The sequence below is a fragment of the Rothia halotolerans genome (assembly GCF_004136635.1).
In the GTDB taxonomy this organism is placed as follows: Bacteria; Actinomycetota; Actinomycetes; order Actinomycetales; family Micrococcaceae; genus Rothia; species Rothia halotolerans.
In genome coordinates this window covers 864,095-885,827 of record NZ_NOIU01000001.1, presented here as the reverse complement: position 1 = coordinate 885,827, position 21,733 = coordinate 864,095, and the positions used below count along the sequence as shown (strand labels likewise).

22 protein-coding genes are annotated in these 21,733 nt (G+C 72.1%); 15 read left to right on the top strand and 7 right to left on the bottom strand.

Annotated elements, in window-relative coordinates:
* Positions 1 to 43 precede the first annotated feature (43 nt).
* Entirely contained in the window at positions 44 to 787 is a 744-nt protein-coding gene (locus EWV39_RS04060; protein ID WP_129656977.1) for an MBL fold metallo-hydrolase, read from the bottom strand.
* A gap of 485 nt (positions 788 to 1,272) precedes the next feature.
* On the opposite strand from EWV39_RS04060, the gene EWV39_RS04055 reads away from it, so the two are divergent.
* The 7 genes from EWV39_RS04055 (at position 1,273) to EWV39_RS04025 (ending at position 8,702) form a co-directional block, all read left to right on the top strand.
* Positions 1,273 to 1,476, top strand: a complete 204-nt coding sequence (locus tag EWV39_RS04055; protein ID WP_129656976.1) for a hypothetical protein — start codon at positions 1,273 to 1,275, stop codon at positions 1,474 to 1,476.
* Between the two features lie 180 nt (positions 1,477 to 1,656).
* Positions 1,657 to 3,453, top strand: a complete 1,797-nt coding sequence (locus tag EWV39_RS04050; RefSeq protein WP_129656975.1) for a thiamine pyrophosphate-requiring protein — start codon at positions 1,657 to 1,659, stop codon at positions 3,451 to 3,453.
* 85 nt (positions 3,454 to 3,538) lie between these two features.
* The gene (locus EWV39_RS04045; protein WP_129656974.1) at positions 3,539 to 4,054 is read left to right on the top strand and encodes a hypothetical protein; all 516 of its coding nucleotides are present in this window, start codon (positions 3,539 to 3,541) and stop codon (positions 4,052 to 4,054) included.
* Between the two features lie 184 nt (positions 4,055 to 4,238).
* Complete coding sequence (locus EWV39_RS04040; protein WP_129656973.1) at positions 4,239 to 6,485, top strand: catalase; 2,247 nt, start codon at positions 4,239 to 4,241, stop codon at positions 6,483 to 6,485.
* 86 nt (positions 6,486 to 6,571) lie between these two features.
* Positions 6,572 to 6,997, top strand: a complete 426-nt coding sequence (locus EWV39_RS04035) for a CBS domain-containing protein (protein WP_129656972.1) — start codon at positions 6,572 to 6,574, stop codon at positions 6,995 to 6,997.
* Between the two features lie 242 nt (positions 6,998 to 7,239).
* Entirely contained in the window at positions 7,240 to 7,728 is a 489-nt protein-coding gene (locus tag EWV39_RS04030; protein ID WP_129656971.1) for a transporter substrate-binding domain-containing protein, read from the top strand.
* Positions 7,725 to 8,702, top strand: coding sequence for a cation efflux transmembrane domain-containing protein (locus EWV39_RS04025; RefSeq protein ID WP_129656970.1), 978 nt, complete (start codon positions 7,725 to 7,727; stop codon positions 8,700 to 8,702). Before EWV39_RS04030 ends, EWV39_RS04025 begins: the two co-directional genes overlap by 4 nt.
* Positions 8,703 to 8,837: 135 nt before the next feature.
* Here the strand turns inward: EWV39_RS04025 and EWV39_RS04020 are convergent, their stop codons facing one another.
* A complete protein-coding gene (locus EWV39_RS04020; protein ID WP_129656969.1) occupies positions 8,838 to 10,019 on the bottom strand; it encodes a zinc-dependent alcohol dehydrogenase in 1,182 nt (393 codons plus the stop codon).
* A gap of 192 nt (positions 10,020 to 10,211) precedes the next feature.
* Here EWV39_RS04020 and EWV39_RS04015 point away from each other — a divergent pair, with 192 nt between their 5' ends.
* From EWV39_RS04015 to EWV39_RS04005, 3 genes are all read left to right on the top strand, one after another.
* Positions 10,212 to 11,216, top strand: coding sequence for a diacylglycerol/lipid kinase family protein (locus EWV39_RS04015; protein WP_129656968.1), 1,005 nt, complete (start codon positions 10,212 to 10,214; stop codon positions 11,214 to 11,216).
* Between the two features lie 178 nt (positions 11,217 to 11,394).
* Positions 11,395 to 11,805, top strand: a complete 411-nt coding sequence (locus tag EWV39_RS04010) for a hypothetical protein (protein WP_129656967.1) — start codon at positions 11,395 to 11,397, stop codon at positions 11,803 to 11,805.
* A complete protein-coding gene (locus tag EWV39_RS04005) occupies positions 11,806 to 12,600 on the top strand; it encodes a nitroreductase family protein (RefSeq protein WP_129656966.1) in 795 nt (264 codons plus the stop codon).
* On the opposite strand, the gene EWV39_RS04000 is transcribed toward EWV39_RS04005, so the two are convergent.
* Positions 12,597 to 13,262: a CPBP family intramembrane glutamic endopeptidase gene (locus EWV39_RS04000; RefSeq protein ID WP_129656965.1), complete on the bottom strand. Its 666-nt coding sequence runs from the start codon at positions 13,260 to 13,262 to the stop codon at positions 12,597 to 12,599. The genes EWV39_RS04005 and EWV39_RS04000 overlap by 4 nt on opposite strands.
* Positions 13,263 to 13,435: 173 nt before the next feature.
* Here EWV39_RS04000 and EWV39_RS03995 point away from each other — a divergent pair, with 173 nt between their 5' ends.
* Positions 13,436 to 14,989 (top strand): tryptophan-rich sensory protein, encoded by a 1,554-nt coding sequence (locus EWV39_RS03995; RefSeq protein WP_129656964.1) that lies wholly within the window; start codon positions 13,436 to 13,438, stop codon positions 14,987 to 14,989.
* Positions 14,990 to 15,086: 97 nt separating this feature from the next.
* On the opposite strand, the gene EWV39_RS03990 is transcribed toward EWV39_RS03995, so the two are convergent.
* Positions 15,087 to 15,824, bottom strand: a complete 738-nt coding sequence (locus EWV39_RS03990; protein ID WP_129656963.1) for a DUF2382 domain-containing protein — start codon at positions 15,822 to 15,824, stop codon at positions 15,087 to 15,089.
* A gap of 417 nt (positions 15,825 to 16,241) precedes the next feature.
* Here EWV39_RS03990 and EWV39_RS03985 point away from each other — a divergent pair, with 417 nt between their 5' ends.
* Genes EWV39_RS03985 through EWV39_RS03975 form a run of 3 tightly spaced genes read left to right on the top strand, consistent with a single transcriptional unit; the run spans position 16,242 to position 17,380 of the window.
* Positions 16,242 to 16,652: a phage holin family protein gene (locus EWV39_RS03985; RefSeq protein WP_129656962.1), complete on the top strand. Its 411-nt coding sequence runs from the start codon at positions 16,242 to 16,244 to the stop codon at positions 16,650 to 16,652.
* Positions 16,639 to 17,034 (top strand): DUF3618 domain-containing protein, encoded by a 396-nt coding sequence (locus tag EWV39_RS03980; protein ID WP_129656961.1) that lies wholly within the window; start codon positions 16,639 to 16,641, stop codon positions 17,032 to 17,034. The genes EWV39_RS03985 and EWV39_RS03980 overlap by 14 nt, the downstream gene beginning before the upstream one ends.
* Positions 17,035 to 17,080: 46 nt before the next feature.
* Entirely contained in the window at positions 17,081 to 17,380 is a 300-nt protein-coding gene (locus EWV39_RS03975; protein WP_129656960.1) for a DUF4235 domain-containing protein, read from the top strand.
* Positions 17,381 to 17,480: 100 nt separating this feature from the next.
* Here EWV39_RS03975 and EWV39_RS03970 read toward each other — a convergent pair whose 3' ends face one another.
* Complete coding sequence (locus EWV39_RS03970; protein WP_129656959.1) at positions 17,481 to 18,671, bottom strand: YihY/virulence factor BrkB family protein; 1,191 nt, start codon at positions 18,669 to 18,671, stop codon at positions 17,481 to 17,483.
* 185 nt (positions 18,672 to 18,856) lie between these two features.
* Between EWV39_RS03970 and EWV39_RS03965 the strand changes: the two genes are divergently transcribed.
* A complete protein-coding gene (locus tag EWV39_RS03965) occupies positions 18,857 to 19,576 on the top strand; it encodes a TetR/AcrR family transcriptional regulator C-terminal domain-containing protein (RefSeq protein ID WP_129656958.1) in 720 nt (239 codons plus the stop codon).
* 158 nt (positions 19,577 to 19,734) lie between these two features.
* Here EWV39_RS03965 and moeB read toward each other — a convergent pair whose 3' ends face one another.
* Together moeB and EWV39_RS03955 are read right to left on the bottom strand one after the other, a co-directional pair.
* A complete protein-coding gene (moeB, locus tag EWV39_RS03960) occupies positions 19,735 to 20,925 on the bottom strand; it encodes a molybdopterin-synthase adenylyltransferase MoeB (protein ID WP_129656957.1) in 1,191 nt (396 codons plus the stop codon).
* Positions 20,922 to 21,719 carry a thiazole synthase gene (locus EWV39_RS03955; protein WP_238148084.1) on the bottom strand — a complete coding sequence of 266 codons (798 nt, stop codon included), beginning with the start codon at positions 21,717 to 21,719 and terminating at the stop codon, positions 20,922 to 20,924. The genes moeB and EWV39_RS03955 overlap by 4 nt, the downstream gene beginning before the upstream one ends.
* Positions 21,720 to 21,733 lie beyond the last annotated feature (14 nt).

The window sequence follows — 21,733 nt, the reverse complement described above, 5'->3', positions numbered from 1 at the left end:
TGTCTCCTGCTCGTCGGTAGCTGGGGCGGGGCCGGGAAGTTCCTCAGGAGGGGCCGTGGGTGCGGGCCGCAGCCACCGCGTCCGCCGCTCCTCCGGCCCAGGGTTCGCCATGGCCCGGCAGGATGAAACGCGCGCCGGTCTCGGCGATGCCCTCCAGGGAGGCCAGGGCCTTCTCGCTGTCGGCAGTGGCGGCCCCCGCGACGATCCGGGGGCCGCGAGTGGCGGTGTAGGGGTCCAGCGTCACCAGGGCGTCACCGGTGATGACAGCGTCGCGCTCCGGTAGGTGCAGGCTGATATGGCCGTCGGTGTGGCCGGGCGTCGGGATGACGCGAGGGGCGCCGGGGCAGCTGAGGGTCTCGTAGGGCGCCACGGGGGTGATGCCCCGGACGCCGGGTGCCCATGCCGCGCCGTCGCGGACCATGGACGCCAGGAGGGGGATGGACCGGGGATAGCGGAACGGGTAGAGGACGGCCGGTCTCTCCCGGGAGTAGCGATAGGGATGGGCTGCCAGCGTCGCGTCCGCCGGATGGGCGTAGACGGGCAGCGACAGCCGCTTCTGCAGCCTGGCCGCGGTGCCCACGTGGTCGAAGTGGGCATGGGTGAGGATCAGGGCCCTCAGATCCTCCGGGCGCCGTCCGAGGCGTCTGATGGCGACGCCGATGTCCCGCCAGAAGGCGGGCAGGCCGGCATCGACCAGGGTCAGCCCGCCCTCGTCCGCTATCAGCCAGCAGTTGACGCCGCCCCGTCGGATCATGTGGATACCCTCGTGGACCTCCGAGAAGCTCATCGTCCTCCTTCGAGTGGTGGGAGAGTCCGCCTCGGCAGGGCGCATGCTCTCGACCGTCCGACCCCCGACGCGGGTTTGCCGGACTGATGAAGGAAAAATCTACCGTCAAAAGATATTTCCGGGAAGCCCCTTTTATACATACTCCATTGTTTATATCTTCTCCCGTGGAGTTCCGCAGGGCATTATGTGATGGTTGTCCCACGAGTCCAAGGGGCCAAACGGTTAAATTTAAAAAATGTAGACCCATGGACATGATGAGGATGGAGGAGTATCCTTCTCTGCCGCTCCAGCGGCCGCTTGTTACAGGGATGACAGGGCTACATCCGCATGATGGCGGGGGCTCCGCAAGAGTCGGTCAGAGGCCTGGGAGAATTCCCGAGGTTTTTCCTGATCCTGGTTGAAATACCTTCCCCGGGGTGCTTAGCGTGGTCGTGGAGCAACAAGCTCCGGTCAAAACCACGAAATTCTCGTCAAAGGAGTGGATGATGGCTGACAAGAACAACCCCGGACAGTTCGGCAACCGCAACGACACTGAGCAGCAGGCCCACAAGGGCGGCGAGGCCAGCAGCGGCAGCTTCGGCGAGTCCAACGCGGCTGACCCGCATCAGGCGGGCCAGGAGGGCGCCCAGGCCCAGTCCACGGAGGACAAGGCCAAGGGTGGCCGTCACAGCGGGGGCAATGGCAGCTGACCGGAGCCTACCGTGATCACCCGCCATCGGCGGGGTCGACCTGACCCGATGGTGCGGGATGGCGACCGGGGGCGGCGTACGCCGCCCCCGGTCGTCGTATCCGCGGACCCCGGCCACCGTGGGAACGGCCTTCCTAGGCCGACCTGCGAGACCATCCAGAACATCCCCCAGGAGGACCTCATGCTGACCAGCGACCTCATCGTGCGCCGCCTCTCCGCCTGGGGAGTCGAGCGCATCTTCGGCTACAGCGGCGACGGCAACAACGCGCTCATGGGCGCGCTCCAGCGCGCGGGATCCCCCGAGTTCGTCCAGGCGCGCCACGAGGAGGCGGCGGCCTTCATGGCGGTGGGGCACTCCAAGTACGGGGGCGGCGTCGGCGTCGTGACGGCCACCCAGGGGCCTGGCGCCATCCACCTGCTGAACGGCCTGTACGACGCCGCCTCGGACAGCGTGCCGGTGGTCGCGATCGTCGGGCAGCAGCAGACCGACACGCTGGGCTCCGGCTACCAGCAGGAGGTCGACCTGCACACGCTCTTTCAGGACGTCGCCGTCGGCTTCGCCCAGCAGCTCGCCTCGCCCGCCCAGGCGCCCATGGCGATCGACCGCGCCTTCCGTCAGGCCCTGAACCACCGCGGGCCCGCGGTGGTTATCGTGCCCCAGGACGTCCAGGAGGCCCCCGCCGTCGAGCCGGGGCAGGAGCACGGCCAGATCCCCACCTCATCCGTCAGCGCCGCCCCGGCGGTGCGCCCGTCCGCGGACTCCCTCGACCGGGCCGCCGAGGTCCTGGCCCCCTCGCGGAGGCTCACCCTCCTGGTGGGCCAGGGCGCCGCGGGGGCGTGGGAGCAGGTGGAGGCCTTCGCCGAGCACCGCGGGGCCGCCGTCGTGACGAGCCTGCTCGGCAAGCCCCACGTGGACGAGAGGGCGCCCTACGCGGCCGGGACCATGGGCCACCTCGGGACGCCGGAGAGCGCCGTCGTGCTCCAGGAGTGCGACGCCCTGCTGATCGTCGGCTCGGACGACCCCTGGACGGAGTACTACCCGCCTCCCGGCAGCGTGCCGGCGGTCCAGATCGACGTCGACCCCGTGAAGCTGGGCAACCGGCACCCGGTGGACGCGGGCATTGCCGGCGACGCCGCGGCCTCCCTGGAGGGCCTGCTCTCCCGGACGAGCCGGCTGGAGGAGACGGCGTGGCGGGAGCGGACCGTCCAGGCCGTCGACGCCGGCCGCCGCATCGCCCGGGAGCGCGCCGCCGTGGAGGTCGCCCCGGGGCGGGTCAACCCCGAGGCCGTCTTCCGCGAGTGGGACGAGCGCCTGACGGACGAGGCCATGGTGGCCGTCGACGTCGGATCGAGCGTCTACTGGTACGCCCGGCAGCTCAGGAGGGGCCCGGTGGGGCGCTCCCACCTCTCCAGCACCTTGGCCAGCATGGGGTGCGCGGTCCCGTACGGCCTGGCCGCGAAGCTCCTGCATCCCGAGCGCCTCCTCGTCGCCTTCGCCGGGGACGGGGCCCTGCAGATGCTCGGGGTCAACGAGCTCATCACCCTCGCCCGCGCCTGGCAGCGGTGGGAGGACCCCCGCTTCGTCCTCGTGGTCCTCAACAACGGGGACCTGGCCGAGGTGAGCTGGGAGCAGCGGGAGATGGAGGGCCAGCCGCGGTTCGAGCAGAGCCAGGCGCTGCCGGGGTTCGACGCCGCGGCCTACGCCCGCCAGCTCGGGCTCGAGGGCATCACCGTCACCGAGCCGGGGCAGCTGGGGGAGAGCATCGACCGCGCGCTCGCGGCGGACCGGCCGGTGGTCATCGACGTCGCGACCGATCCGCGGACCCCGATGCTCCCGCCGCTCTACCAGGACCGGGAGAAGCTCGAGGGCATCCGCGAGGCGATCTCCCACGAGCCCGAGGGCCGCGAGCACGCCCTGGACCTCCTGGACCGGTACGCCGGGATCGAGCTGCGGCTGCTCGGACTGGAGAAAGGCTGACTGGAGGAGGACTGAGGAGCCCGGCCGCCGCGGCGCCGGAGACGACCGAGACGACGACCCATCGCGCGAAAGGCCTGATGATCAGATGACACGACACCACGAGAGAGACTTCTTCCTCCGGGACTACGTGCAGCACCACTTGGTGGGCTCCAAGGGAGGGCTGGACCTGTTCCGGCGGGCCGCCCGAACCCAGCGGGACCCGCAGACGCGGGAGAGCCTGGGCGGGATCGCCCGGCAGGTCGAGCAGGAGCGCTCCGCGCTGGAGGGGTTCGCCGAGGCCCTCGGCGCCTCGAAGGGCCGCAGCTGGCAGGCGCTGGCCGGCCTCGGCGAGACGCTGGCGAGGCTGAAGCCCAACGGCCGGCTCCTGCGCCGCTCCCCGCTGAGCGACGTCTTCGAGCTGGAGATGCTGGCCCTCGGCGTCGAGGGCAAGAAGCGCGGGTGGATCACCATGCTCGCGGTGTCCCGACACGACGACCGCCTAGACCGGGGCCGGCTCGAGGAGCTGCTCGAGAGCGCCGACCGGCAGCTGGAGGAGCTCGAGCGCCTCCGGCGGACCACGGCCGCCGGATTGTTCGCGGGCGAGGCCGAGGAGGCGGCCTGAGCACCGCGGAGCGCCCCCGCCGCTGAGCACGGGGCGTGAGGAGAGACGGAGCCGTCGGACCCGGTCTCGGATGCATTCTCCGCCTCGACCCCCTCACACCGCACGCGATATGCGTCACACTGGAACTGGAGGGGAACCGCATCACCCTTCCCTTCGCATCACACACCATCCGAAAGGGCGCGCCATGCCGCACTCAGAAGCGAACCGTTCACGCACCAGCGCCGCCGACCAGGAGCTGACCCCGCCGCCGGGCAAGCCGGCGGGGCGGACGCCGTCGGAGGAGGAGCCCACGACGCCTCGGGAGCCCTGGGCCGCCAAGCCCGACCAGCACGAGGAGCCGCCCCGCACCCCCACCGGCGTCGAGCCCGGACCCGACCCCGACACCGTGGGCCAGCAGGGGTCCCGTCTCACCACCTCGCAGGGCGCCCGGCTGCGGGACACCGACCACTCGCTGAAGGCAGGCCCGCGGGGCCCGGTGCTCCTGCAGGACCACCACCTGCGGGAGAAGATCACCCACTTCGACCACGAGCGCGTGCCGGAGCGGGTGGTCCACGCCCGCGGCGCCGCGGCCCACGGCGTCTTCACCGGCTACGGCACCGCCAGCACGGTGACTTCCGCCGGATTCCTCGCCGAGGGGAAGCAGACGCCGGTCTTCACCCGCTTCTCCACCGTCCTGGGGTCCCGGGGATCCTCGGATACCGTGCGGGACACCCGCGGGTTCGCCACCAAGTTCTACACCGACGAGGGCACCTTCGACCTGGTGGGCAACAACATCCCCGTCTTCTTCATCCAGGACGCCATCAAGTTCCCGGACGTCATCCACGCGGGCAAGCCCCACCCCGACCGGGAGATCCCGCAGGCCCAGAGCGCGCACGACACGTTCTGGGACTTCGTCTCCCTGCACACCGAGGCGCAGCACCACGCGATGTGGAACATGTCCGACCGGGGCATCCCCCGCTCCTACCGGATGATGGAGGGCTTCGGCATCCACACCTTCCGCCTCTCCGACGAGGCGGGGGAGACCTCGCTGGTGAAGTTCCACTGGAAGCCGGCCCTCGGCGTCCACTCGCTGACGTGGGAGGAGGCCCAGCTGATCAACGGCAACGACCCCGACTTCCACCGGAGGGACCTCGCGGACGCGATCGAGAGCGGCGCCTACCCCGAGTGGGAGCTGGGCATCCAGGTCTTCCCCGACACCCCGGAGCAGACCTTCGAGGGCATCGACCTGCTGGACCCCACCAAGATCGTCCCGGAGGAGCTGGCGCCGGTGCAGCCCATCGGGCGGCTGACGCTGAACCGGAACCCCCGGAACTACTTCGCCGAGACCGAGCAGGTCGCGTTCCACCCGGGCCACCTCGTCCCGGGCATCGACGTCACGGACGACCCGCTGCTCCAGGGCCGGCTCTTCTCCTACGTGGACACCCAGCTGACCCGCCTCGGCGGCCCGAACTACGGGCAGCTCCCCATCAACCGGCCGCACGCCCCGGTCAACGACATGCTCCGCGACGGCTACGGCCAGCAGGCGGACCACGTCGGCACCGCGCCGTACCAGCCCAACTCGCTGGACGGCGGGTGCCCCTTCATGGCCGGCGGCGACGAGCGGGCTTTCACGGACATCCCGGTGACGGTCCCCGAGGCGAGCAAGCAGAGGGAGGCGCCGGCGAGCTTCGACGACCACTTCAGCCAGGTCCGCCTGTTCTGGGCCAGCATGACGCCGGTCGAGAAGGAGCACATCATCGGCGCGTACTCCTTCGAGCTCGGCAAGTGCTACGAGCCGGCCATCCGCCGGCGCCAGTTGCAGTGCCTGGCGGAGATCGACGCGACGCTGTGCGCCGAGGTCGCCACCGCCCTGGGGGAGCAGCCTCCGGCGCCGGAGGGGACCGTCGAGGGCCCCCTCGATCTGGAGTCGAGCCCGGCCCTCTCCCAGCTGGGGAGGACCTGGCCGCTGGACGGCCGCAGGATCGCGATCGTGGTCGACCCTGAGACCGCCGGGCCCGAGCTGGCCGAGCTGCACGAGGCGATCGTCTCCGCCTCGATGGTCCCCGCCGTCGTCGGGCCCACCGGTGGCGAGGTCGCGGGGGTGCCGGTGAGCCACACCTTCGCCGCCGCCCGGTCGGTGGAGTTCGACGCCGTCCTGCTCGCCGGCGCCCCGGCCCCGGCGGCCGACGCGCTCCCCGCCCGCGAGGCCAAGGCCGGGGCGGGCGGCTCCCGGCCGATCGACCCCCGCGTGCGGCTGCTGCTCGACGAGTCCTGGCGGCACGCCAAGGCGATCGGCGCCTGGGGCGAGGGACGCGCCGCGCTGGAGAGCGAGGGGTACGTCCTCGACGATGCCGGCGTCGTCGCCGCCGAGAGCTGGAGCAGCGCCCTCGAGAGGATCAAGGAGGTGATGGCCGGCCACCGGGTGTGGGACCGGTTCCCGACCCGGGTGTGACCCGCCGCCCGACGCCAGGGCGGGGGACAGCAGAGCGCAGAATCGACCGACGATGCGGCCGCGAGCCGCAGGAAAGCGAGTGAACCATGACGACAGCACGCGAGATCATGACCGCCGGCGCGCAGTGCGTCGGAGAGTCCGACAGCCTGGTGGAGGCGGCCCGCCTCCTGAGGGACCTGCAGGTCGGCGCCGTGCCGGTCTGCGGGGAGGACGACCGGCTCAAGGGCATGGTGACCGACCGCGACATCGTGGTGCGGTGCCTGGCCGAGGGCGGGGACCCCGGGTCGGTGACGGCGGGTGAGTTGGCCGACGGCAAGCCGGTCACCATCGGCGCCGACGACAGCGTCGAGGAGGCGATCGCCACCATGTCGAAGAACCAGGTGCGCCGCCTGCCCGTCATCGACGGGCACGACCTCGTGGGGATGCTCTCCCAGGCCGACGTCGCCCGGAACTATCCCGAGGACCGGGCGGGGGAGCTCCTCGAGTTCCTCTCCGGAGGGCCGGTGAGCTGATCCCGGCTCCCCGTTCACGGGAGGGAGGGCGCCGGGGCGCGGCCGTGGAGCCGTCCCCGGCGTCCTCCGCGCGCCGGCCTGCGCGGGTCGCCTCCGCGCGCCGGCCGGCCTCGCGCGCCGGACCCGCGGGCCGCCCACCTCGCCGTGGGCGGCCCGCCAGGGTTTAATGGAGGCAGCTCACTCCTCGCCCCGGCGTGCCGGGGGAGCGACGGAGCGGGGAACGTCGGGCCGGAGGAGGGCGCATGGGGTGGACGAGGCGGAAGACGACGACGCTGCTGGCGGTCGTGTCCGCGCTGGCCGTGCTGGCGGGATGCGGGACGACGATCCCGGCCGACCCCGACGGCACGCTGGACCGCGTCACCGGCGGCACGCTGCGGGTGGGGGTCTCGCACCAGCCGCCCTGGACCGACATCACCGGCGACGGCGAGCCGAGCGGAACCGAGGCCGGCCTCGTCCGCGATTTCGCCGACTCCCTCGACGCCGAGGTCGAGTGGGAGACCGGCGGCGAGGAGCACCTGATCCACCTGCTCGAGGAGGAGGAGCTCGACGTCGTGATCGGCGGGCTGACCAAGGACTCCCCCTGGGAGAGGCAGGTCGCGCTGACCACCTCCTACCGTGAGGCCACCGGCCCGGCGGGGGAGACCTCCCAGCACGTCATGGCGGTCCCGATGGGCGAGAACGCGTTCATGACCGCCCTGGAGCGGTTCCTGCTGGCGGAGGGGGAGGCATGAGCCCCGCTCCGCGGTTCGGCATCACCGAGCTCCCCGAGAAGCAGGCCCGGGTCCTGCGGCGGGCCATCCGGCTGGAGCGGATCGACCTGTGCTTCCGGGCGGTGACGGTGGTGCTCATGATCACCGTCGCCGGAAACTCCCAGGCCATGAAGGCGGCCTGGATCGAGGACGCGCTGTCCTTCCTGCCGCCGCTGTCCTTCCTGCTCGCGGTCCGCATCATCCGGCGTCGCCCCAGCCGGCGCCACCCCTACGGGTACCACCGCTCCGTCGGCGTCGCGCACCTGGTGGCCTCGGTCTGCCTCCTGACCATGGGGCTGTACCTGCTGATCGAGTCCGGGCTGGGACTGGTGGAGGCCGAGCACCCGGCGATCGGCGTCGTCAGCCTCCTCGGCCACCCCGTGTGGCTGGGATGGCTCATGATCCCCGCCGCGCTGCTGACGGGGATCCCGACCATGATCCTGGGGCGGATGAAGCTGAAGCTCGCGCCCGACCTGCACGACAAGGTGCTCTTCGCCGACGCGGACATGAACAAGGCCGACTGGATGACCTCGCTGACCACGGTCATCGGCATCCTGGGGATCGGGATCGGGTGGTGGTGGACCGACTCGGTGGCGGCCATCATCATCTCGGGCAGCATCATCAGGGACGGGTGGGGCAACCTGAGGAGCTGCATCGCCGACCTCATGGACGTGCGAGCCACCACCTACGACTCCTCCGAGCCCCACCCGATCATCGGCGAGATCAAGGAGGAGCTGCGGCGCCGGGACTGGGTGGAGGAGGCCGACTGCCGGGTGCGGGACCAGGGGCACGTCTTCCACGTCGAGGCGTTCGTGGTGCCCCGCGGGGGCCGCACGCCCTCTCTCGAGGAGCTGGCCGCCGCCCGCGAGGCCTGCGTGGAGCTCGACTGGAAGATGCAGGACATGGTCCTGGTGCCGGTCGAGAAGCTGCCCGAGGAGTTCCTGCCCCGCGGATGAGCCGCCGGGACCGCCCGCCTGCCCGGGCGGCCCCGGCGGCTTCTCAGCCCGAGCGGGCCCTCGGCTTCTCGGCAGCCTGGGCGGCCCCGGCGGCTTCTCGGCCCCAGCGGGTCCTCCGGCCGGCCCGGTCTGCTCTCAGCTCGCCTGCGGGTCCAGGACCACCTTGATGCAGCCTTCCGTCTTCTTCTGGAACATCTCGTACCCGTGCGGGGCCTCGTCCAGCGGCAGCCGGTGGGTCACGAGGTCGTCGATGCCCAGGGGATCGCTCGCGTCCTCCACGATCGGCATCAGCTCGTCGATCCACCTCTTGACGTTGCACTGGCCCATGCGCAGCTGGATCTGCTTGTCGAACAGCCTGAGCATGGGCATCGGATCGGCCTGCCCGCCGTAGACCCCGCTGAGGCTGATGGTCCCGCCGCGGCGAACCAGCCCGATCGCCGCGTGCAGGGCCGAGAGCCGGTCCAACCCGCCGACCTCCATCACCTTCTGCCCGGCGGCGTCGGGGAGCAGCCCCACGGCCTGGTGGGCCAGCTTGCCCAGCGGCGACTGGTGGCCCTCCATGCCGACGGCGTCCACCACGGCGTCGGGCCCCCGCCCCTCGGTGGCCTCCCGGATGGCCTCGTGGCTCTCCTCCGAGGTGTCGAAGACCTCGGCGCCGTGGCGCTTGGCCATCTCGCGCCGCTCCTCGACCGGGTCCAGGGCGAAGACCCTGGCCCCCAGGTGCACCCCGATCCGGGCCGCGAACTGCCCGACCGGGCCGAGGCCGTAGACCGCCAGGGTGTCCCCCTCGCCGACGCCGGCGTACTTCACGCCCTGCCAGGCGGTGGGGAGGATGTCGCTCAGGAAGAGGTAGCGATGGTCCGGGCGCTCCTCGCCGACCTTGATCGGGCCGAAGTCGGCGTGAGGCACGCGCAGGTACTGCGCCTGCCCGCCCGGGACCGAGCCGTAGAGCTTGGAGAAGCCGAACAGCGCCGCGCCGGAGCCGTACTCGGTGATCTGCGTCCTCTCGCACTGGGAGTACAGTCCGCGGGAGCACATCCAGCACGAGCCGCAGGAGATGGTGAAGGGGACGACGACGCGGTCGCCCTCCGAGAGCCCCGAGTCGGGTCCCGCCTCGACGACCTTCCCCATCGGCTCGTGGCCGAGGATGTCCCCCTGGTCCATGTAGGGTCCGAGGACCTCGTAGAGGTGCAGGTCGGACCCGCAGATCGCGCTCGAGGTCACCTCGATGATCGCGTCGTTGGGCATCTGCAGGCGCGGGTCCGGGACGGTCTCCACGCTGACGTTCCTCTTGCCTTGCCAGGTCAGAGCTTTCACGGCGTTTCCTCCTTATACTGGGCGTGCGCCGGGTCGGCGGTATCCCCCATCCTTCTCCGCCGCGGAAGGGGTGCACAAGACGGTGCGGACGGAGATTGTCGTGCTCTCGGCCCAGGGGGTGCAGGATGCTCCCCGCCGCCTCCGCGAGAATCGACAGGCGGCTCCCAGCAATGTGCCGGATGATGGGAGGAAATGAACCAGAAGCACAGCGGCGAGCAGCGCCCTCCTCGGAGCGTTCCGCACGGAGAAGACGCCCCTTCGGCCCGGGGCGACGGAGGAGCGCGTTTCCGCCGCATCGTCCTGATCTACAACCCCGATCCCGGGAAGGTCCCGCTGCATGCCGCCCGGCTGCTGGCGGACCGGTTGGAGCGGACCCTCCCCGGGGTCCCGCTCGAGCACCGCTGGACCGAGCGGGCGGGGCACGGGCGGCAGATCGCCCGGGCCGAGGCCGAGGGCGCTGCTCCCTCGGGGCCGCCCATCCTGCTGGTCTCGGTCAGCGGCGACGGCGGGTACAACGACGTCGTCAGCGGCGTGATGGACGTGCCCGCGGCCCATGTCGTCTGCGCGGTGCTCGCTGCCGGCAACGCCAACGACCACCGCCGCAGCACCCGCACGATGCCGCTGGCCGATGCGATCCTCCGCGGCCGGGTCCGTGAGGCCGATCTCCTGCGCTTGACGGTCCGGCCCAGCCACGAGGCCGTGGAGCACGACGGCCCCGAGCCGGTGACCCATGTAGCCCACTCTTACATCGGCTTCGGCCTGACCGCGGCCATGGCGGGCGGGATCGAGGACGCCGGCAAAGGCAGCTTCCGCGAGCTGCTCGGCGTCGTGAAGACGGCCCCGGCGCTGCGGCCGTTCGAGATCCGGCGCGCGGACGGGGAGCGCGCGCTCTACGACAGCCTGGTCTTCGCGAACGTCGGCAAGATGGCCAAGTACGGCAGGATCAGCCACGACGCCGAGCCCGACGACGGCCGCTTCGAGATCCTCGCCGTCCCGCACGCCAGCCGGTGGCGGATGCTCGGCACGACCCTGCAGGCGGTCACGATCGGCCTGTTCCCCCAGGCGACGCTGCCCCGCTACGCGTTCGAGACCTTCGAGGAGCTCCCTCTCCAGGTCGACGGCGAGATACTGCGCGTGCCGGCCCGCTCGCGGCTCCTGGTGGAGAGCGCGCACCGGGCGATCCGAGCCCTCGGCTAGGGGCGCGCTCCCGGGACGCCGCCCGGGAACTCGGGCCCGCCGACGCCGGGCCGGGGCGCCGCGGACCTCGTGAGGCCCCCGCCGGGCATCCCACATATCCGCCCTCCCGGTGCCAGAATGAGACGGAGACGCGGGTCACGTCCAGTGGTTCGCCCGGGCCGGTGGAAGGGGGAGTCTCATGGTCGGCACGGCAGCGCGGGTGCTCGTCGGCCTGAGGGCTGCCGCCGGCCCGCTGCTCTCCCCTCGGGCGCCCTGGGCCCCGGCGGCGTGTGCGGTCTACGCCGCGAACCTCCTGGTGGGCACCGCGAGCCTGCGCCGGCACCGGATGCCCCGCAGCCTCCACCACCGGCTCTTCGTCCTCACCTGCGCGACGACGTCGTGCGCCGCCGCCTGCTCCCTCCCGCGCGCCCGCTCCCGCGGCCTCGCCCTGGCCGGCGCCCTGCTGCCGCTCGCGGCCCTGCCGCGCTTCGGCGCCCACGCACGACGTCGCCCCCGGCGGCACGTCCTGCTCGCCGCGAGTGCGGCGCCCTTCTACCTCACGGCCCTCGCCCTCTGGGCGGCGGGCCTCCGCGACCACCAGGAGGCATGAGTGGAATTCCTCGACGCGCTCTTCAACCGCCGCACCACCAACGGCCCCTTCCTGCCGGACCCCGTCTCGGAGGAGCACCAGCGGCTGCTGATCAAGGCCGCGGCGTCGGCGCCCTCGCAGTTCAACAGCCAGCCGTGGCGCTTCCTGGTCATCGAGGACCGGGAGACCATCGAGACGATCGCCGGGATCAGCGGCGAGTCGATGACGGCCGTGCTCTCCGAGGGGTCGTTCTTCCAGCGGTACAAGCGCCACTTCCGCTTCAGCGCCCAGGAGATGGCCGAGCACCGCTCCGGCATGTACTTCGACAAGCTGCCCCGGCTGCTGCGGCCCTTCACCCGCACGGTCTTCACCTCGGCGGGGCAACGGACCATGAACGCGCTGCGGGTCCCGCAGACGCTGGGCGAGGAGAACCGGAAGCTGGTGGCGGGCTCGCCGCTGATCCTCGGCGTCATGCTCGATCGGAACGAGCGCTACGCCCACCCGCTGGCCGACTTCTACTGCCAGTTCAGCATGGGCGCGAGCATGGAGAACGTCTGGCTGACCACCGTGGAGCTGGGGATGGGCATCCAGTTCATCTCCTTCCCCATGGAGGTCCCCGAGCAGTGGGAGCGCATCACCGGGATGCTGGAGATCCCCGAGGACCTGGAGCTCATGGCCCTCTACCGGCTGGGCTACGTCCCGGAGCAGGCGGGGCGGCCGGTCATCGACTGGTCGAGCCGGGAGCGCCGCCCGCCCTCGCGCTTCGTGTTCCGGGAGACCTGCCGGACGCCGCAGGAGGGGTGGGACGAGGGCTAGTCCGTGATGACGGCCGGCAGCACCAGGAGCATGCCGAGCGTCCAGACCAGGTGCAGGGCGATGGGGGAGAGCAGCGCCCCCGTCCGCTTCGCCTCGTACTGGGCGGCCACGCCGATCACCAGCGCGGCGAAGACCAGCAGCGGGACGCCCATGCTGGCCGTGACCAGCATGTAGAGGACCACGGCCGCGATGCGGGAGGGCCTCTCCGCCCAGGGCAGCCGCCGCACCGCCACGTCCCGGAAGAACAGCTCCTCGCCGACGCCGTTGACCGCCGTGGTCAGCACCGTCAGCCACAGGATCCCCTGGCGGGCGTTGTCCAGCAGGCCGTCCACCGGCCCGGAGAGCGCCTCGACGTCCCGGACCACGAGCGCGCCCAGGAGGAAGACGACGATGAGCCCCGTCCCCAGCAGGGCGCCCCGCAGCACGTCCGGTCCGGGGGAGGTGCTCGCGAAGCTCCCCCGGCGGCCGCCGAAGACCAGCCAGGCCACGAGGTAGACGACGGCGGTGAAGAACGTGCCGAGATAGAAGACCGCGCCGCCGCGCTCGGAGACCGCCGAGGCGAACAGCCCCGCCGCGCCCAGCACCGCGGGCAGGACGACGGCCGCCAGCGCCGGCTTCACCGCCGACGTCGACGGCGTGGGGGACCTCCGTGACTCGTCCATGGGCACCAGTCTCGCACGGTGCGGCCACGGCCCGGGCCGCACCGGCCGCGGGACCGTCCCCGGCAGGGTCCGGGAAGTTCCCAGCCTCCGCAGAGCCGAAATCCCCGGCCCACCCCTCTTCCCGGCAAGACGGGAGCCATAGACTGAACATCCAGACCACGAGGAGGTTCGTCATGGCCCGAGAAGCCACCGAGACCCGCGGCGGCGCCCCCGCCCAGACCCTGTCCGGCATCCGGCAGCCCGAGGCCGGCGCATCCGCCGGCTCCCGGGAGGAGACGCGGAGGGCCCTGGTCACCGGCGCCACCGGCTACGTCGGCAGCCAGGTCACCGCCGAGCTGCTGAAGCGCGGCTGGGCCGTCAGGACCCTCTCCCGGAGCAGGGACAAGGCCCTGGACATGGAGTGGGGCGCCAAGATCGTCCAGGAGGGGCGGCAGGCCGGCCCCGGCCAGGTCGAGGTCCACGAGGGCGACGCGACCTCCGAGGACGACGTCGAGGCCGCGCTGGAGGGCGTCGACGTCGCCTGGTACCTCATGCACTCGATGTCCGGCGGCAGCGACTTCGTCGAGGCGGAGGCCCGGATGGCCCGTTCCTTCGGTACTGCGGCCAAGCGGCAGGAGGTCGGCCGCATCGTCTACCTCGGCGGCCTGCACCCCGAGGACGAGGAGCTCTCGGACCACCTGAGGTCGCGGGTGCGGGTCGGCGAGGAGCTCATGGACTCCGGGGTGCCGACGGCGGCGCTGCAGGCCGGCGTCGTGATCGGCGAGGGCTCGTCCTCCTTCCACATGCTGCGCCACCTCTCGGAGCGGCTGCCCGGCGCGATCGGGCCCTCCTGGATCGTCAACCGGATCACGCCGATCGGGGTGCGCGACGTCGTGCACTACCTCGTGGGCGCCGCCGACGTGCCGGGCAGCGTGAACCGGACCTTCGACGTCGGCGGCCCCGAGGCCATCCCCTACGCGGACATGATGAAGCGCTACGCCAAGGCGCTGGGGCTGATCCCGCGGGTGGTGCTCACGGCCCCGGTGACCACCAACTCGCTGGCCTCGCACTGGATCGCGCTGGTCACGCCGGTCCGGCGCGGGCTGGCGAAGCCGCTGATCGGCAGCCTGCTGCACGACACCGTGGTCCACGAGCGGGACCTCGAGTCCTACGCGGGCAAGCCCGAGGGCGGCAACCAGACCTTCGAGCAGGCGGTGCGGGCCGCCGTCGTGAACCTGGACACCCGGCGCTGGACCAGGGTCTTCTCCGTCACCGCGGTCTCGGTGGCGGCGTGCGCCGCCGTCGGCTCCGTGCTGGCCGACCCGCAGAACGCCTGGTACCGCTCGCTGCGCAAGCCCGCCTGGCAGCCGCCGGGCGCGGCGTTCCCGGTCGTGTGGACGGCGCTCTACGCCGACATCGCGGCGATCTCCTCGCTGATGATCGCCGACGAGCTGGAGGCCGGCCACGTGCGCAGGGCCCGCAGCCACATGGTGGCGCTGGGGACCAACCTCGTGCTGAACGCCGGGTGGTGCGGACTGTTCTTCCGCAGCCGCCGGCCGGGGCTGGCCGCCGTATGGGCGGGGGCGCTCGCGGTGAGCTCGGCGGATCTGGTGCGCCGAGCCGCGGAGTCGGCGCCGCAGCGCGGGGTGCTGCTGGCGCCCTACGCGGTGTGGAACGGGTTCGCGACGGTGCTCAGCGGGGCCATCGCGGGGATGAACCGGAAGGGTCGGCGGCGGCTCAAGCGGTGAGCGGGGCGCCGGCCCGCGGCATCCGGAGCGCGCTCCACGAGCGCGGGCTGATGCCGCGGGCTGGTCCCGCCCTGATCAGTGACCGGCCGCGCCCTGATCAGCGACCGGCGGCCGAGGATGCGTCGCCGTCGTCCTCGACGTCGATCTCCTCCTTGCGCACCTCGGCGCTCACCGACTTGCTGTCCTGCACGGTCCGCTTGCCGACGTTGACCTTCTCGGTCGCCACGGTCTCCTTCTCCACGACCGGGCGCTCCTTCCGCAGGGTGATGACCTCCTCGTCGTCGGCCGCCTCGCGGATGGGGGCGTCCGAGCGGGCCTCGGGGGAGCCTGGGTCGATGCGCTCGCGCTCGACGACGAGCTCCTCGTGCCGGACGGGGACCTCGATCTGCTCCGTCTGGGTGCGGACGCGCTTGCGCAGGTGAGCGCGTCCCGCCTCCTGCTGCCGGGTCCCGACGTTGAGGCGCTCCTCGTGGGCCACCATCTGGTCCCCGCCGCGGCCGGACCGCGGGCGGTCCTCGGCGCCGCCGTTCGCGTAGTACCGGACCACCTCGCGTTCCTCCTCCGGGGTGATGTGCTGGTCCGCGTCGATGGCGGGGGCGTCCTTGATGTACGCCTTGGAGAACGGAATGATCAGGCCCTCGTCGAGGCGCTGTGTGGCGTCGACCGGCACGAACGTCTCCCGGGTGCCGAAGAGCCCCATGTTGACGGTCACGAAGGTCGGCTCGCCGGTCTCGTCGTCGAGGTACACCTGGCCGACCGTGCCGATCTTGGAATGCTCGCTGTCAAACACGGTGGCATTCTCGAGCGCCTGGAAATCATATTCTTGATCAACCATTTCTGGATCACACCTTTTCATTCATGACCGCCCGTGAGATGCGCGGTCCGCCTGCCCGAGGATGACGGGTGGAACCACCGTAGTCCCGTAGCCTTACGTTGTAAACCAACCAGATCGAGCCGCGGAACCGGGGCGCCCTGCGGGCGAGGACCCCTCGTCAGGCCGGAGTCTGCAGGAGCCGGGAACACGAGGCCGGGCCCGCCCGGAAGAGGGTGACACCTCTCGAGCATACGTTGTAAGGTGGGCCGCATCACGCCATGGCGGATCCATGAAGGAGTACGTCCGCGACGGGATCCGAACCACCGATTCAGGTGGTCCGGTGCCGTGACGGGCCGGGAGCCGGCCCTCATCGGCCGCCCCGTCGTCTCCGGGTCCCCTCCGGCGCATCCGTCCCCGTCCCCACAGAAAGCGAGCGTCATGAGCCATCCAGCACCCCCGGAAGAGCCGAGCCCGGCACAGCTGATCACGCGCCTCTCCGAGCAGACCTCGCGCCTGGTGCGCGACGAGCTCAAGCTCGCCCGCGCGGAGCTGACCGCCACGGCCAAGCAGGGAGGCGTCGGCGCGGGCCTGCTCGGCGCCGGCGGCATCCTCGCCGCGTACGGCTTCGCGGCGCTCATCGCCACGGCGATCATCGCGCTGGCCCTGGTCCTCCCCGCCTGGCTCGCGGCGTTGATCGTGACCGTCGTGCTCTTCATCGCGGCGGGCATCGCGGCCCTGCTCGGCAAGAAGAAGGTCCAGGACCTCTCTCCGGCCCCCGAACGAACCATCGACAGCGTCTCCCAGGACGTCGACGAGCTGAAAGGACACATCCGCCATGACCGTTCCTGAATCCCCGAAGCCCTCGGACCGGACCGCGAGCAACCGGCCCGCGGCCGCCCCCGGCCGGGAGCCCGACGCCGAGGCCACCCCGGAGCAGATCGAGGCCGACATCGCCCGGACCCGTCAGGACCTCGGCGAGACCGTCGAGCAGCTGACCTCGGCCCTGGACGTGAAGGAGCAGGCCAGGCACCAGCTCGACGCCGCCAAGGACCGCGCCGCGGCGCAGCTGACCCGCGCCAGGGCCGGTGCCGAGGAGGGCCTGCGCACCGCCCGGGACTCGGTGACCGACGACGACGGCCGGCTCGCACGCAACGGCTGGGTCGCGGTGTGCGCCCTCGGGGTGTGCCTCGGCCTGGGCGTCGTCCTGCTGGTCCGCGCGACCCGCCGGTGAGCGCGAGTCCCACGACCACCCATCCCTCCCCGTGAAAGGAACCGACATGTCGAAGAACTCCTCCACCAGCACGTCCGCGAAGATCCTCTACCGCCCCCTCGGAATGGCCGGGAGCCTGGTCAGCGGCGCCGTGGCCGGCGTCGTGTTCAAGCAGGTGTGGAAGCTGGTCTCTCCGCAGAAGTCCGGCGACGACGCCCCCAAGGCGCTCGAGTCCGAGTTCAACCTCGGCGAGGTGCTCGCCGCGGCGGCGCTGCAGGGCGCGATCTTCGCGTTGGTCAAGGCGCTCGTCGACCGCGGCGGGGCGCGCGCGTTCCAGCGGGTCATGGGAGAGTGGCCGGGCGACTGAGTCGGCCGCCGACGCCGTTCCGCCGGCGCCCCCACCGGAAACCAGAAACGCTCCCGGGTCCCATCGGACCCGGGAGCGTTCCCCGTCGCGCGGAAGGGACTCAGTCCCGGCGGGCCGAGGACCCGCCACCGGCGCCGTCCTCCCCGCCGGGGGCGTTGGAACCGTCCTCAGCGTCCCGGGCGGTGCGATCCTCCTCGACAGCGTGCGCCTCGGCGTCGTCGGCGGTGGGGGAGTCGTCCTCCCCCGCGCTCATCCGCAGCGAGCGCGCCCGCTCCACGTCCTCCTCGTACTTCCGCTCGCGCTTGTCGCTGGCCTTGGTGTCGCGCGCCGGCAGCTGCAGCTCCTCCTCGGCCGGGATCCCGGCCTGCAGCTCACGCCCCCGCTCGACCTCGGCGTCGACCTCGGCGCCGAACAGCAGGATCACGTTGAGGATGTACAGCCACAGCAGCATGATGATCACGCCGGCCAGGGCGCCGTACGTGGCGTTGTAGCTGCCGAAGTTGGCGACGTAGAAGAAGAAGCCCAGGCTCGCCAGGACGGCGACGACGATGGCGATCAGCGCGCCGATGCTCATCCACCGGAACTTGGGCTGCTTCACGTTGGGCGTCGCGTAGTACATCAGGGCGACGACCAGCACGACGACGCCGGCCAGGATCACCCACTTGGCGATGCCCCACACGGTCAGCGCGACCTCTCCCAGCCCGATGGCGCTCCCCACCGCCTCGGCGACGGGCCCGGAGAGCACGAAGACCATGAGCGCCACGGCGCCCAGCACCAGGATCAGCGCCGTCAGCAGGTACTGCTGCAGGTTGAGCTTGATGGGCCCCCGGCCCTCGGGGACGTCGTGGATGGTGTTCATGGCCCGCCCGAAGGCCTTGACGTAGCTCGACGCCGACCACAGCGCCGTGAGCAGGCCGAGGACGAGTCCCAGCCCGGCGGCGGGCGCGGTCAGCACGGCCTCGAGCGCCGGCTTCACCGTGGACCAGGCGTCCGCCGGGACGATGCCCTCCGCCTCGTCCAGGATGCCGGTCACGGCCGAGCCGCTCTGGCCGAACAGGCTCAGGATGGACACGAGCGCGATGAGCGCGGGGAACATCGAGAAGACGGTGCGGTACGTGAGGCTGGCCGCGAGGTCTGAGCATTTGTCCGCCGAGAACTCCCGCACGGTGGTTCGCAGCACGTACTTCCAGGAGCGGGTCGTCAGCTCGGTCGGCGTGTCGGGTTTGCGGTCGTCCTCCGGGGCCGGCGCCTGGGCCGGATCCTCCGTTCCGCGGGTGGTGGATCGTGTCACGGGTCGTTCCTCTCCTCGGGTGCGCCCGCCGTGCGGCGCCGGGCGGGGGAGCGCCCGCGGCCCGGACCGGGCCGCTCCGGCTCGGCGCGAGGGGCCGAGCTCGGATGACGCTCCTCCTCAAGACTAACAACGTAAGGCTGAGCGTCCACTGGCGCTCGCCGGACGAAAATCGGAAACTGGGTGGCATGGACAGTGAGACGACGAAGCGGAAGGGCCACCGGACGAGCGCGCGCGGGCTGGATCGCGACCAGGTGATCGACGCCGCGCTGCAGATGATCGACGCCGAGGGCCCCCACCTGCTGACGATGCGCGGGCTCGGCAAGGAGCTCGGCGTCGAGGCCATGTCCCTCTACCGCTACGTCACCGGCCGCGAGGAGCTGCTCGAGGCCGTGGTGGTGCGGCTGCTGGAGGGGCTGATGGACCAGCTCGACGGCTCGATCACCGGCAGCTGGCAGGGGTATCTGCAGAACCTCGCGCACAGCGTGCGGGATCTCGCCCTCGCGCACCCCCGGGCCTTCCCCCTCATCGCGACCCGCCATCCGGCCGCGCCGTGGCTGCGCCCGCCCCTGCGCAGCCTGGAGGTGGTGGAGAACTTCCTGACGACGCTGGGGGACTTCGGCTTCACCGACGCGCAGAAGGTGGGCGCCTACCGCTCGTTCACCAGCTTCCTGCTGGGCCACCTCCTGCTCGACGCCGCCGCGCGCGGCGGGGGTACGGGCCCGGTGGAGGACCCCCTCGACGAAGGCGACGCGCAGATCCCCCACGGCGACGGCAACACCGATCTCAGCCGGGAGAGCGAGGTGTACCGGCTGCGGGACGCCCTGAGCGAGGACCACGGCGAGGAGGAGTTCGAGTCCTCGCTGGAGACCCTGCTGGACCGGATCGAGCTCGAGCTCTCGCAGTAGGCGACCTCGCGCCCTCCTCGAGCGGCGCGCCTCGTCGGATCAGGCGTGCCGGGCCCGGCCGGAGGGGCCGGACGGGCCCGGGCGAGAGCCGGCGGGACTTCACGCGGCGGCGCCCGACCTCGCGACGTCCGGCCGCGCGGGGCCCCACCCCGTGACGTTCAGCCTCGCGACCAGGCGTCGTAGCCTCCCGTCAGGCTCACGAGGCGGGCCTGCGGGTACCTCCCGCGCAGCACCTCCTGGGCGCGGCGGGAGCGGACGCCGGCCTTGCAGTACACGACGACGACGCCGTCGTCGTCGCGACCGAGCCTCAGCGGGTCCAGCGCGGGGAGCGCCCCCTCCGAGTCGACGATCCCGCCGAGCGGGACGTGCAGGGCGTCAGGGATCGCGCCGAGGCGATGCTCCCACTCCTCGCGGACGTCCAGGAGCCGCACCGGGCCGCCGTCGGGCCCTCCCGCCAGGAGCTCTCGCAGCTGCGCCGGGGAGATCTCCTCGGCGGTCCCGTCCTCGGCCGGCACGGCCGCACCGGCCGTCTCCCCGCCGACGGCGCACGCGCTCGCGGACTCCATCAGCGGCCCGAGATCCGCTCCGACCTCCTTCACGGGACGCCGCCCGGGGTCTGGCTCCAGCCTCAGCTCGCGGAACGAGGCCTTCAGGGCGTCGAAGAACAGGACCCTGCCGATCAGCGGCTCGCCCACGCCGGTGAGCACCTTGATCGCCTCGGTTGCCATCAGGGTGCCGACGACGCCCGGCAGCACCCCCAGCACGCCGGCCTCCGCGCAGGTCGGGATCTCGCTCGGGTCCGGCAGCTCGGGGTACATGTCCCGGTAGGTCGGCCCGCGGCCGGCCCAGAAGACGCTGACCTGCCCGGAGAACCGCAGGATCGCGCCGTGGACCACCGGCTTGCGGAGGATCTCCGCGGCGTCGGAGACCACGTAGCGGGTCAGGAAGTTGTCCGAGCCGTCGATCACCAGATCAGCCTCGCGCATCAGCTCCAGCGCGTTCCCGGGGGTGATGCGGCAGCGGTGCTCGACGACGTCGACCTCCGGGTGCAGCCCGCGCATGACGCCGGCCGCCGAGGCCGTCTTCGGCTCGCCGATCCGCTCCTCGGCGTGGATGACCTGCCGGTGGAGGTTCGAACGGTCGACGACGTCGTCGTCCACGATCTCGATGCGTCCCACCCCGGCCGCGGCCAGGTAGGTCAGCACCGGAGCGCCGAGCCCGCCCGCGCCGATCACGAGCACCCGGGAGTCGAGGAGGCGCTGCTGCGGCTCGGGGCCGAAGCCGCTCAGGGAGAGGTGCCGCTGGAAGCGCTCGAGCTGCGAGTCGCTGAGGCCGCTGAGGTCGCTCATCGGGGGTCCTCCGTGATGGTGGGGGCGGCGGACGGGTCCGGGGCGCCGTTCGAGGTCGGGGGATGCTCGGCATCGCCGGAGGCCACCCTCCCCTCCTGCGGGGAGGAGGCGAGGGCCTCGTTCCGGCGCGGGATGCGCCCGGCGCCGCCGGCGAACCAGCCCGCCTCGACCGCGAGGCTCATCGCGCGTCCCATCGCGCGGGGGTCGCGGGCGCGGGTCACGGCGCTGGCGACCAGCACGGCGTCGCACCCCAGCTCCATGGCCTGCGCGGCCTCCGAGGCGGTGCCGATCCCGGCGTCCACCACCACCGGCACGGAGGCGCGGGAGGCGATGAGCTCGATGTTGTAGGGGTTGAGGATGCCCAGGCCCGTGCCGATCGGAGAGCCCATGGGCATCACCGCCGCGGCCCCGGCCTGCTCCAGCCGGAGCGCCGCGGCGGGATCGTCGCTGGTGTAGACGAAGGGGACGAAGCCCTGCGCGGCGAGCCGCTCGGTGACCTCGAGGGTCTCGACGACGTCGGGCAGCAGCGTCCGCTCGTCGGCGATCACCTCGACCTTGATCAGGTCGGTCTCCAGCGCCTCGCGCGCCAGCTGGGCGGTGAGGATCGCGTCGCGGGCGGTGTAGCAGCCGGCGGTGTTGGGCAGGACGTCGATGCCGAGGCGGTCCAGCAGGGCGAAGACGCTGGTCTTCGTCTCGGGGCTGTACCGGCGCAGGGCCACCGTGGTCAGGGTGGTGCGCGAGGCGACGAGGGCGTGCTCCAGCGCGGCGAGGTCGCTCGCGCCGCCGGTGCCCATGATCAGCCGGTTCT